Origin of the sequence: Blautia intestinihominis, assembly GCF_040096655.1 — a bacterium.
Lineage (GTDB): Bacteria > Bacillota > Clostridia > Lachnospirales > Lachnospiraceae > Blautia_A > Blautia_A intestinihominis.
Map to the genome: position 1 here is coordinate 1 of NZ_JBBMEI010000093.1, position 12,010 is coordinate 12,010.

Genomic DNA, 12,010 nt, shown 5'->3' on the forward strand with positions numbered 1-12,010 from the left:
CCACAGCTGCAGGTCCATGGTCCCGCCGGACGCGGACTTCCACACTCAGAGCAGAATTTACCGGTATTTACTGCACCGCAGGCACAGGTCCATTCTGTCTTTTGTGCTGTCTGGGAAGGCTGCTGGTACTGTGGCTGCATCTGCGGTGTCGCCTGCTGCTGTCCCATCGCAAATAAATTCTGTGCACTCGCTCCACCGACATTTGCCGCCATGTTCATTGCCGCAAATGCCATCGCAGGTCCCGTCTTCTGATTGGAAGCTGCTGACTGCATCGCACTCGCCTGTGCACCCACCATCTGGGCTGCCGCCATCGTAGGATTGCGGAAAACAGCATTCCTCTGCAGTTCCTTGATCATGGCTTCGTCTTCCTCAGAGGCCTTTACACTGGATACACCGAGAGACACGATACGGATGCCGCGAAGATTATCCCATTTATCGGACAGAACCTTATTTAACACATCCGAAAGTTCCTGTGTATGTCCCGGAAGTGCACTGTAGCGGATCCCCATCTCTGAGATCCTAGCAAAAGCCGGCTGCAGGGCTGTCATCAGTTCGCTCTTGAGCTGTCCATCGATCTCATCTCTCGTATAATCCTGCTCCACATTTCCGCAGACATTTGTATAGAAGAGAACCGGATTGGCGATCTGATAGCTGTATTCGCCAAAACACTTGATCGTGATGTCCATATCCAGCCCGATATTCATATCCACCACACGGAACGGAACCGGATTCGGTGTGCCATATTTATTACCGACAAGTTCCTTGGTATTTACAAAATATACTCTCTGATCCTTCGGCGGCTCTCCTCCAAAGGTAAAACGTTTGCCGATCTGCTGGAATGCTTCCTTCACGCCCTTTCCAAGCCCTCCGCAGAAAATAGATGGCTCCGAGGAGGTGTCATATGTATACTCTCCTGGCTCTGCACATACATCCACGACCTTTCCCTGCTCTACGATCAGCATGCACTGTCCGTCACTGACTGCAATCACAGAACCATTGGAGATGATATTCTCAGAACCGTGTCTGTTTGATGACCTTCCAGATACTTTCTTGTGTGCCTTGGTGACCAGCACATCTGCCGGCATGGATTCACAGTAAAAATATTCCTTCCACTGGTCCGCCAGAACACCGCCTGCTGAACCAAGAGCTGCTTTAATAAGTCCCATAAAAAAATCCTCCTCTTTCTTGTTTTACCTTAAATAGTTTCTTGTCATCTTATTCGACTGTTTCAGGCTGTTTTTCAGAAAAGCTTGTGGATAAACAGACCGCTTCTCAGTTTCGGCTCAAACCAGGTGGATTTCGGCGGCATCAGTTTGCCTTCATCCGCGATCTGCATCAGATCCTCCATTGCTGTCGGATACATGGCAAAAGCCACTCCACCTGTTCTGTCCGCGATCTCTGCCAGTTCTTTAAGTTTGTGGCTTCCTCCTACGAAACGGATCCTCTGATCTGTCCGCGGATCTCCGATCCCCAGGATCGGAGAAAGAACCTTCTCCTGAAGGATGGAGACATCAAGCTGTCCTACTACATCCTTCTTCACATAGACATCCTCCCAGGCTTTGAGATGATACCAGTTTCCTCCGACATACATTCCCATGCAGTGCTTCTCAACCGGTTTGCACGGGAATCCCGGCATGATCATCAGCTCAAAGTTAAATTTGAGGCTGGCAATAAACGCATGCTCATCCATTCCATTCAAATCGCGTACCACTCTGTTATAAGAAAGGATCGTAAGCTGGTCATACGGAAAGACAACAGAAAGGAAATAATTAAATTCCTCACTTCCATCGTAATCCGGGTGTTCCTCTCTCCTCTTGAGTCCTACTTTGACTGCGGAGGCAGCTCTGTGGTGTCCATCTGCAATATATATATACGGAATATTTCCAAACTGTTCTGCGATCACTTTCTTCTCTGCTTCCCCGTCGATCACCCACACGCGATGTCCGATCTCATCCTCTGCCACAAAATCATAAATGGCATCATGGGATGCTTTCCAGGTTTCCATCAGGTCAAGAAGTTCCTGTGGGTACTTGCAGGCAAGGTAGATCGGACCTGTGTTTGCATCACATACATCCACATGATGGATACGGTCCTGCTCCTTATCCTCTCTAGTAAGCTCATGTTTCTTGACAACGCCATTCATATAGTCATCAATAGAGCAGCAGCCGACCAGACCGGTCTGCGTTTTACCCTTGCGGGTCAGCTCATAGATGTAATAACACGGTGCTCCGTCCTGAACCAAAATTCCATTCTTCTCCATATTGATGAGGTTTTCACGTGCACGGTCATAGACTTTCTGATCGTAAAGATCCGTATCTGCCGGAAGGTCCATCTCTGCACGGTCCACATGCAGGAAAGAATCAGGATTCTGATCTCCGATCTCCTTTGCCTCCTCCCTCGTCACTACATCATATGGAAGTGCCGCTACTGCCTCTGCCTTGTCAGGAACAGGTCTGAGGGCACGGAATGCCTGAAAAATAGCCATTTTTATATCTCCTTTGTGCTTTCATTTTTCTTATGTAAAATGTATTTTTATTTTATCACATCCCCCAGTACGTTGCAATGAACATCACTTTTTTTATTATGTGCTAACTTTTTTTGTAAAAACCTAAAAAATTTTGTATTTCCTCTTGCAAAATCTTTTATTTATGGTATGATAGAGATATAAAAGACAAGCAATAATTATGAGTTCAAAATAAATTTTTTAAGGAGGGTTTTTATAATGACAGAAGGTTTAAAATGGACTGTCAATCACGTTGCAAAGTCTGACGACAAACATCTCGAGTTAATGTCAGAGGAAAACGTGAAAAAAGCCAATGAATTTCACAAAAGTTTCCCACAGTATACAGTAACTCCTCTTCAGGATCTTGCTGAACTGGCATCCTACCTGGGTGTTAAGAGCATCCACTGCAAGGATGAGTCCTATCGTTTCGGACTGAACGCTTTTAAGGTTCTTGGCGGTTCCTACGCAATGGGACGTTACATAGCTAAAGAAGTTGGTAAGGATATCAGCGAACTTCCATATGCTGTTCTCTCTTCCGAGGAATTAAGAAAAGAATTCGGACAGGCTACCTTCTTCACAGCAACAGACGGAAACCACGGACGTGGAGTTGCATGGGCTGCCAAACGTCTTGGACAGAAAGCAGTTGTTCGTATGCCAAAAGGCACAACCAAGACACGTTTTGACAACATCGCCAAAGAAGGCGCTACTGTTACCATCGAAGAAGTCAACTATGATGACTGCGTAAGAATGGCTGCAGCTGAGGCTGCCAAGACAGAGCACGGCATCATCGTTCAGGATACTGCATGGGACGGATACGAAGAGATCCCGTCATGGATCATGCAGGGTTACGGAACTATGGTCATGGAAGCTGACCAGCAGCTCAAAGAAGCCGGCATCGACCGCCCGACACACGTATTCGTTCAGGCAGGTGTTGGTTCTCTTGCAGGAGCAGTTGTTGGATACTTCGCTCACAAATACAAAGAAAACCCGCCGGTTATGGTTGTCTGCGAAGCAAGTGCTGCTGACTGCCTGTACCGTTCCGCTATGAAAGAATCCGGAGATCTTGTAAATGTAGGCGGCGACCTTCAGACGATCATGGCTGGTCTCGCATGCGGCGAAGCAAACACCATCGGATGGGATATCTTAAGGAACCATGTTTCTGTATTTGCATCCTGCCCTGACTGGATGAGTGCCAAGGCAACAAGAATCTATGCTAACCCGCTCGGCAATGACCCGCACATCGTTTCCGGTGAATCCGGATCTGTTCCGCTTGGTCTGTGCTTCACTGCTCTTCACGACGAAGATGCAAAAGATCTTAAAGAAGCCCTGAAACTGGATGAGAACTCCAACGTTCTTGTAATCTCCACAGAGGGTGACACTGATCCGGTTCGTTACCGCGAGATCGTATGGGATGGCCTGTACGGAACAAACGAGTCTTTAAGCAAATGATGATACCATGGTCAAAAATTTCAAATGATGTTCGTGCTTGCACGATAAAGCATTTGAATTTGGAACCCGCCAAACATGAGGAAGCAGCGATTTACATAGTAAATCAGCGGATTCCGAATGTTTGAAGGATTGTGGGGGCAGTTTACTGCGGAATAATCCGTAAGTATCATCAAATAATTAAGAACTTTAAAACAATTTCTATATACACATGGGAGGAATTTTAAAATGGATTACGGCAAAATCAAAGAAGCTGCTCAGAATTATCAGGAGGATATGACCAAATTCTTAAGGGCGATCGTTAAGAATCCTGGAGAAAGCTGCGACGAAAGAAAACATATCGAGACAATCGAAGCTGAAATGAAAAAACTGAACTTCGACGAAGTTACGATCGACCCACAGGGTAACGTGATCGGTTACATGGGAACCGGCGACAAGATCATCGCTTTTGATGCTCATATCGACACTGTTGGTATCGGTAACATTGAAAACTGGAACTTTGATCCATACGAAGGATACGAAACAGAAGAAGAAATCGGTGGACGTGGCGTATCTGACCAGTGCGGCGGTCTCGTATCTGCTGTATACGGTGCAAAGATCATGAAAGACATGGATCTGATTCCGGAAGGATGCAAGATCATGGTAGTCGGAACTGTTCAGGAAGAAGACTGTGACGGTCTCTGCTGGCAGTACATCATCAACGAAGACAAGATCCGTCCGGAATTCGTAGTTTCCACAGAGCCGACAGACGGTGGTATCTACAGAGGACAGCGTGGACGTATGGAGATCCGTATCGATGTGAAAGGGGTTTCCTGCCATGGTTCTGCTCCGGAACGTGGTGACAACGCTATCTACAAAATGGCTGACATCCTTCAGGATGTACGTTCCCTCAACGAGAACGATGACGCTGATGAGACAGAAATCAAAGGTCTTGTTAAAATGCTCAACCCGAAATTCAACCCTGACTGGGAAGAGGCTCGTTTCCTTGGACGCGGTACTGTAACTGTATCCCAGATCTTCTACACCTCTCCTAGCCGTTGTGCAGTAGCTGACTCCTGTGCAGTATCTCTTGACCGTCGTATGACATTCGGAGAAACATGGGAAAGCTGCCTGGATGAGATCCGTGCTCTTCCGAGCGTTAAGAAATATGGCGATGATGTAGTTGTTTCTATGTACAACTACGACAGACCGTCTTATACAGGATGCAAATATGAGATCGAGTGCTACTTCCCGACATGGGCTATTCCGAAGGATCATAAGGTAACTAAGGCTCTTGAGGATGCTTATAAGAACCTTTATGGGGAAACTCGTCTTGGAAACGCAGAAACAGAGGAAATGAGAAAAGCTCGTCCGCTTACTGATAAATGGACATTCTCTACAAATGGTGTTTCTATTATGGGACGTAATGGAATTCCTTGTATTGGATTTGGACCTGGTGCTGAGGCTCAGGCACATGCTCCGAATGAGAAAACTTGGAAGGTCGATCTCGTGAGATGCGCAGCTGTTTATGCAGCTTTACCTACTTCTTATTGCAAATAAAAAACCGCAAAGGGAGCAGCGCCCTGCTCCCTCTGCACACCCTTCGGGCTTTTTGTTAAGTAGTTCTTCTTGTTTCAGATATGAAGTTGGCTGACTTTACTTTGATTAGAAGAACGGAAATTGATGTTGTGGGGATATGCATTGATTTCTTTATTGGATTTTTTGAGGAAGGTTTTGTTGGTTGTATTTGGGGACAGGAATCGTAGTGTGGCTGCTGCGATTCCGCTAAAATAAAAAATATTTTTAAAGGAGAATTTTCGAATGAAAACTTTACAGAATTATATTGATAAACTTAACAGCTTAAACTTTAAGGAAATGTACAATAATGACTTTTTCTGGACATGGGATAAGACTGATGAGGAACTTGAGGCTGTATTTACTGTAGCTGATGCTCTTCGTTTTATGAGAGAGAACAACATCTCTACTAAGGTATTTGAGAGTGGTCTTGGTATTTCTATTTTCCGTGATAACTCTACCCGTACTCGTTTCTCTTTCGCTTCTGCCTGCAACCTGCTTGGTCTTGAGGTTCAGGATCTGGATGAGAAGAAATCTCAGATCGCTCATGGTGAGACTGTTCGTGAGACAGCTAACATGGTATCCTTTATGGCTGATGTAATCGGTATCCGTGATGATATGTACATCGGTAAAGGTCATGCTTATCAGAAAGAGTTCATGGACGCTGTTACAGAAGGAAACAAAGATGGTATCCTTGAGCAGAGACCTACTCTTGTAAACCTGCAGTGTGATGTTGACCATCCGACACAGTGTATGGCTGATATGCTCCACATCATCCATGAGTTCGGCGGTGTTGAGAACCTGAAAGGCAAAAAACTTGCTATGACATGGGCTTACTCTCCTTCTTATGGCAAACCACTCTCCGTTCCGCAGGGTGTTATCGGTCTGATGACTCGTTTCGGTATGGACGTTGTTCTGGCTCATCCGGAAGGATATGATGTAATGCCGGAAGTTGAAGAGATCGCTAAGAAGAACGCTGAAGCTACAGGCGGATCCTTCACAAAGACAAACGATATGGCAGAAGCATTCAAGGATGCTGATATCGTATATCCGAAGAGCTGGGCTCCATTCGCAGCTATGGAAAAACGTACAAATCTGTACGCAGAAGGTGACTTCGACGGAATCGACAAACTGGAAAAAGAACTTCTTGCTCAGAACGCAGAGCACAAAGACTGGGCTTGCACAGAAGAGCTTATGAAGACAACAAAAGACGGAAAAGCTCTGTATCTGCACTGCCTGCCGGCTGACATCACTGGTGTAAGCTGTGAGACAGGTGAGGTTGATGCATCTGTATTCGATCGTTACAGAATCCCGCTTTACAAAGAAGCAAGCTTCAAACCATATGTGATCGCAGCTATGATCATGCTCTCCAAATTCGAAAAACCACAGGATATCCTGAAGAAACTGGAAGTAAAAGCTGCTCCGAGAATTTTCGAATAAAATACAGGTTGTTTACAACGCCAGGCTATAAATATGAGAATCTTCTTTCTCATATAAGATAAACAGATTAAGGGCCCTGCGGATATGTTCTGCAAGGCTCTTTCTGTTTTCCAATATATTAGAATATTTCTTCTTTTTTCTTGTATTGTTTGTTAATTTATGTATTTCAGGAGGTTTTTTCAATGTATAAAAGAAAAAGAATCGTTATCGCTCTTGGTGGAAACGCACTGGGTAACACTCTGCCGGAGCAGATGCAGGCTGTAAAGACTACCGCAAAAGCTCTGTGTGACCTGATCGAAGAAGGACATCAGGTAGTCGTTGTTCATGGAAACGGACCACAGGTAGGCATGATCAACAATGCTATGGCTGCTCTTTCCAGAGAAGACGAAAATCAGCCAAACACTCCTCTCTCCGTCTGTGTTGCGATGAGCCAGGCATATATCGGATATGACCTGCAGAATGCACTTCGCGAAGAACTTCGCAAACGTGGATTTATGCGTACACCGGTTGTTACTGTCGTTACACAGGTCCGTGTAGATGAGAATGACCCTGCATTCCAGAATCCAAGCAAGCCGATCGGTCACTTCATGACCAAAGAACAGGCTGAACATGCAGAGAAAGCATATGGCTATGTCATGAAAGAAGACGCAGGACGCGGATACCGCCGTGTTGTTGCTTCCCCGAAGCCGGTTGAGATTGTTGAACAGGATGCGATCAACAGCCTTGTTGACGCAAATAAGATCGTGATCTGCTGCGGTGGCGGTGGAATCCCGGTTACTCTTCAGGGAGATCACCTCAAAGGTGCTTCTGCCGTTATCGATAAAGACTTTGCAAGCTGCCTGCTCGCAAAAGAGCTCGATGCAGACATGCTGATCATCCTCACCGCTGTCGAAAAAGTCGCCGTAAACTTCGGCAAAGAAGACGAAAAATGGCTGGATGAAATGTCTGTCGAAGAAGCCCAGAAATATGTAGAAGAAGGTCAGTTCGCACCTGGCTCCATGCTTCCGAAAGTACAGGCTGCTATGGACTTTGCAGCTTCAGGGGAAGGACGTACTGCCATGATCACCCTTCTCGAAAAAGCCAAAGACGGTATCCAGGGCAAGACCGGTACCAAGATCCACATCTGATCTGTTTCTGATCCGTTTTGGATCGATCCAAATAATTTGCTATATTTACCTCAATCCATCTACACATAAACGAAAGCCGCAAAAGCTTCCCCTCCGGAACATGCTTCTGCGGCTTTTTGTTTATCTGATTTTTATTTCAGTTTTGTTTCTGTTTTAGTTCAGGCAGGATTGTCAGCAGCATCGTGAAAAAGCAGGCACTTCCACCGACAAGATTGGATATCGGTTCTGCCCAGAAAACACCGTCCACCCCAAGTCCTCCGATACGTGGAAGAAGCACAGTCAGCGGCACAACAATGATGACTTTGCGGAAGATCGAGAAAAATGTCGCTCTCTTCGCCTTGCCAAGTGCCACAAATACACACTGCCCGGTAAACTGCAGGGCCATAAAGCAAAATCCAAAGAAATAGATATGTAATGCCGGGACACCCTTTTCCAGAAGTGCCGGTTCGCTGTTAAAGATCCGGATAAAAAATTCCGGTGCGATCTTGATGATCCCCCATACAAACAGAGCATAGGAAAAGCAGACAACGGTCACAAATTTGATCGCTTTTTTTACTTTGTCGTAGGCCTTTTCGCCATAATTGAAGCTCATGACCGGGGACGCACCGTTTGTCAGTCCATGTACCATCATCGTCGCGATATCACGGACGGAATTGAGGACCGTCATGACTCCTACATAGATGTCGCCGCCGTAGATCTGTAACGTTGCGTTGCAGAAGATCTGCACCAGTCCGTTTGTAAACTGCATCATAAAACCTGAAACGCCAAGTGCCATGATCGCTCTTACTCTCTTCCACTCTATCTGCATCGCTTCTTTCCTGATGCGAAGTGTGACTTTTTTGCCTGTGAGGAATTTCAGCACCCAGACTGCGGAACAGAACTGTGACAGGATCGTTGCAAGTGCTGCACCGCGCACGCCCATATGGAATACGAAGATAAAGATCGGATCTAGAACGATGTTTAAGGTTGCACCGATCAGGATCGTCAGCATTCCCATATTTCCGAAGCCCTGGCAGTTGATAAACGGATTCAGCCCCAGCGAGATCATCACAAACGGTGTTCCGATCAGATAGATCTGGATATACGCTCCTGCATAGACATAAGTCGTGTCACTCGCGCCGAACGCATACAGGATCGGCTTATAAAAAAGATATCCAACTGCCATCAGAACTACACTTGTCATCAGAAGCATGGAGAATGTATTTCCCAGCAGTTTCTCTGCTTCTTCCTCATTTCCCCGTCCAAGCTCCATCGCACAGAGCGGACTGCCGCCATTTCCATATAGATAAGTGAATGCCATGATCATCGTAATGATCGGAAAACAGATCCCGACTCCCGTCAGCGCGATCCTTCCTGTCTCCGGAATCCTGCCGATATACATTCTGTCTACCACATTATACAAAAGATTCAGAAGCTGCGCCAATGTCATAGGAATCGACAGCTCCAGGATATTCCGATATACATTTCCCTTCGAAAAATCTGTCTGATGTGTCTTCACACCAAATCCCCCTCCTTTAAGTCAGATATTTCGCCCACCATATTTTTCTTTCCTGCAGCCAGAATACCGCAGCTATAATACAAACCATGATCACACTGCAGATCCCGAACAGGAAAAGACTAAAATTAATTTCAAAAATTCTTGAAATCGCAACTTTCGCAAGCAGGATATCTGCCTGCGCGCAGTATATGATGGTGCTGATATTACGCAATTTTTTTGCATTTCTGATTTTCACAGAACTTCGCATTCCCAGGATAAAAACAGAAACGCTCAACGGAATCAATGAAAAAGCCTCATCTGAACCGCCATAAATGGCAAAGTGTTTTGCAAAGTTTATTTCAACAATATACGTAAGGAAACTCATCACAGCAATGGATGAATACTTCCATTTTGGAGCTTTATAAATAAGATCCTGATTCTCTGCCAGAAACAGGCCAATTGCAAAATAAAATAATCCTCCAAAGATATTTAAGGGAAACTGCCAGAAAGAGAAAATATGTCTGATCTGATCAGGGAGAATTCCTTTATACACCGAAGTAAAGATACAAATGATCTGAAAAAGGAACGCAATGAGGCAGATCTGCTTCGTATTCATTTTTTTCTTAAGTACAAAGAGCAACCATGCACAAAATATACTGCTGAGAAGATACCAGGATCCTGTAAATGTAGATGACAGCACTGAATTTTTTGCGATCATGAGGAAGTCATACATTGTATGAGGCGGTCTCTTCAAAAAGCGGACGCAGATAAAATTAGGAAGGTTGAATATAAACCAGAACAGATACAGCATTCCGATCCGGTATATATATTTTTTGATATTCGCATATTCCACACTGCCATTGTTCGCCGAAAACAAAAAATACGCAGATGCAATAAAAAATACTGGCACAGCCCACCTGCCCAGCAGTTCCCATGCAGACTGAACTTCTCCAAAACTCTCGAAAACTGCCATATGTATCGTAAAGATCATGATACTTCCAATAAATTTCAATAAATCAATTCCCTGTTTTTCTTTACTCATCTCCTGTTTGTTCCCTTCATTTTCTTCTGTTGTGCAGAAGTTTTAACTGTCCTTATTATAGCACTTTGTGTTTTTTCATTCCAGTCGTTTTCTTTTTGCAAAATCAACACAAATACAATATTTTTCTTTTTATTATTGTCATAAACCCACATTTAATCCGCGATAAAATCCACAAAAAACGTATTTTAGCTTGTTTTTTGCGGGAAAAGCAGGTATAATTACAGTATATGAACCGAAATAAAATATTCCTGTAGAATGGATGGAGGTATTATGGCTGAGAATTATAATGGCATGGCAGTGGGGATCTTTGAACTTGACAGTTTTGCTGCCTGCTTCGTAGCACTGGACGCTGCTTCCAAAGCAGCAAATATAAGGATCCAGAACATCGAGCGTAATCGTCTTGGTGCAGGTGCCTGCGTGAAAATGCGTGGTTCTGTCTCCGACGTAAACGCCGCAATGGACGTTGCACTCCGCACCGCAGAACCAATTGCGAAGGTTGTTTCCCACACGGTGATCGCATCCCCGGCTCACGACACAGAACCGGCAATGTACATGACCGCAAATAAGTAATATAATCGTTAAATACTATAATGAAATGAGGATTCTGTTATGAGATATGGAGCATTTGGATTAGTGGAAGTTGTCGGAAGCAGCAATGCAGTGATCGTGATCGACCAGATGCTGAAGACCGCCGATGTATCCTTCCTTACCTGGAACGGTAAATGCGGCGGACACGAAACTGTTTTTATGACCGGCGATGTATCCGCAGTCACCGCTGCCGTCCAGGCAGTCAAAGAAAACCCGCCATGCGAGATCGTTTTCGCAGCCGTAATCTCCAATCCATCCGAAGAGACGATCCGTCTCGCGGAGGAAGATGCTGAGAAACACGGCTTTCTGAAGAAACCGGCTAAGAAAGCTGGAGCTAAGAAATAAAGGCCTGATGATTATAGTTTCAGGGAATAAGTGAATAAGTGGAGGAGGCACCGATGGTGCCTCCTCAATTCGTTTTAACGCCATTAATGTCATTCTCTATTTTATTTGCATACTCCTGTTCCAGTTCTTCTGCCAGATACATATCACTCATACAATGCATGTCCGACACACCATCACGAATCAGCTGATAGACCTCTGAATGATAAAAAAAATTCAATGCCTCATCCAGTGAAAGTCCTTGTAATTTTGCAAAACATTCAACAACACGACTATATTTTTTCTGAAGTAAAATTGGATTAGCTGTCATATACGCTCACTCCCCCCAAAATACAACAGCGACAGCGCCTTCTCTGTACGGAAACAAATTTGTAGATTCGGCTTTTCATAGCGCAGACGATTAATTGCTTCTGTGTAACTATTCAGAACTAGCTTTACTCAAAGATGAAATCAGGGTGACCTGTGATCGCATTTTTGATAGCTTCGTAAGC

At 44.9% G+C, this 12,010-nt stretch carries 11 protein-coding genes; 6 read left to right on the forward strand and 5 right to left on the reverse strand.

From position 1 onward, the window contains the following. Together WMO75_RS17245 and WMO75_RS17250 are read right to left on the reverse strand one after the other, a co-directional pair. Window positions 1-1,166 (reverse strand): SPFH domain-containing protein (locus WMO75_RS17245; RefSeq protein WP_349078590.1); only part of this gene is annotated, 1,166 nt, incomplete at its 3' end. A gap of 74 nt (window positions 1,167-1,240) precedes the next feature. Then, complete coding sequence (locus WMO75_RS17250; protein ID WP_227221866.1) at window positions 1,241-2,485, reverse strand: DUF1015 domain-containing protein; 1,245 nt, start codon at window positions 2,483-2,485, stop codon at window positions 1,241-1,243. 237 nt (window positions 2,486-2,722) lie between these two features. Here WMO75_RS17250 and dpaL point away from each other — a divergent pair, with 237 nt between their 5' ends. The 4 genes from dpaL to arcC all read left to right on the forward strand — a co-directional run bounded on the left by dpaL (window position 2,723) and on the right by arcC (window position 8,070). Beyond that, window positions 2,723-3,952: a diaminopropionate ammonia-lyase gene (gene dpaL, locus WMO75_RS17255; RefSeq protein WP_022215277.1), complete on the forward strand. Its 1,230-nt coding sequence runs from the start codon at window positions 2,723-2,725 to the stop codon at window positions 3,950-3,952. Window positions 3,953-4,177: 225 nt separating this feature from the next. Beyond that, entirely contained in the window at window positions 4,178-5,488 is a 1,311-nt protein-coding gene (locus tag WMO75_RS17260; RefSeq protein WP_118698238.1) for a YgeY family selenium metabolism-linked hydrolase, read from the forward strand. A gap of 261 nt (window positions 5,489-5,749) precedes the next feature. Then, window positions 5,750-6,943 (forward strand): knotted carbamoyltransferase YgeW, encoded by a 1,194-nt coding sequence (gene ygeW / locus WMO75_RS17265; protein ID WP_302700407.1) that lies wholly within the window; start codon window positions 5,750-5,752, stop codon window positions 6,941-6,943. Between the two features lie 182 nt (window positions 6,944-7,125). Continuing rightward, window positions 7,126-8,070, forward strand: a complete 945-nt coding sequence (gene arcC / locus WMO75_RS17270; RefSeq protein ID WP_022215281.1) for a carbamate kinase — start codon at window positions 7,126-7,128, stop codon at window positions 8,068-8,070. Window positions 8,071-8,206: 136 nt separating this feature from the next. On the opposite strand, the gene WMO75_RS17275 is transcribed toward arcC, so the two are convergent. Both WMO75_RS17275 and WMO75_RS17280 read right to left on the reverse strand, forming a co-directional pair. After that, a complete protein-coding gene (locus WMO75_RS17275; protein ID WP_291580108.1) occupies window positions 8,207-9,568 on the reverse strand; it encodes an MATE family efflux transporter in 1,362 nt (453 codons plus the stop codon). Window positions 9,569-9,584: 16 nt separating this feature from the next. Further along, window positions 9,585-10,589: an acyltransferase family protein gene (locus tag WMO75_RS17280; protein ID WP_302700412.1), complete on the reverse strand. Its 1,005-nt coding sequence runs from the start codon at window positions 10,587-10,589 to the stop codon at window positions 9,585-9,587. Between the two features lie 270 nt (window positions 10,590-10,859). Between WMO75_RS17280 and WMO75_RS17285 the strand changes: the two genes are divergently transcribed. Both WMO75_RS17285 and WMO75_RS17290 read left to right on the forward strand, forming a co-directional pair. Next, a complete protein-coding gene (locus tag WMO75_RS17285) occupies window positions 10,860-11,159 on the forward strand; it encodes a BMC domain-containing protein (protein ID WP_022215283.1) in 300 nt (99 codons plus the stop codon). Between the two features lie 39 nt (window positions 11,160-11,198). Then, entirely contained in the window at window positions 11,199-11,522 is a 324-nt protein-coding gene (locus tag WMO75_RS17290; protein WP_022215284.1) for a BMC domain-containing protein, read from the forward strand. Window positions 11,523-11,586: 64 nt separating this feature from the next. Here WMO75_RS17290 and WMO75_RS17295 read toward each other — a convergent pair whose 3' ends face one another. Next, a complete protein-coding gene (locus tag WMO75_RS17295) occupies window positions 11,587-11,829 on the reverse strand; it encodes a DUF3791 domain-containing protein (protein ID WP_303223051.1) in 243 nt (80 codons plus the stop codon). Window positions 11,830-12,010: the final 181 nt, after the last annotated feature.

Coding starts and splice junctions, on each gene's coding strand:
- arcC (WP_022215281.1), top strand. CDS start 7,126: ATGTATAAAAGAAAAAGAATCGTTATCGCTCTTGGTGGAAACGCACTG.
- WMO75_RS17290 (WP_022215284.1), top strand. CDS start 11,199: ATGAGATATGGAGCATTTGGATTAGTGGAAGTTGTCGGAAGCAGCAAT.
- ygeW (WP_302700407.1), top strand. CDS start 5,750: ATGAAAACTTTACAGAATTATATTGATAAACTTAACAGCTTAAACTTT.
- WMO75_RS17280 (WP_302700412.1), bottom strand. CDS start 10,589: ATGAGTAAAGAAAAACAGGGAATTGATTTATTGAAATTTATTGGAAGT.
- WMO75_RS17295 (WP_303223051.1), bottom strand. CDS start 11,829: ATGACAGCTAATCCAATTTTACTTCAGAAAAAATATAGTCGTGTTGTT.
- WMO75_RS17260 (WP_118698238.1), top strand. CDS start 4,178: ATGGATTACGGCAAAATCAAAGAAGCTGCTCAGAATTATCAGGAGGAT.
- WMO75_RS17250 (WP_227221866.1), bottom strand. CDS start 2,485: ATGGCTATTTTTCAGGCATTCCGTGCCCTCAGACCTGTTCCTGACAAG.
- WMO75_RS17285 (WP_022215283.1), top strand. CDS start 10,860: ATGGCTGAGAATTATAATGGCATGGCAGTGGGGATCTTTGAACTTGAC.
- dpaL (WP_022215277.1), top strand. CDS start 2,723: ATGACAGAAGGTTTAAAATGGACTGTCAATCACGTTGCAAAGTCTGAC.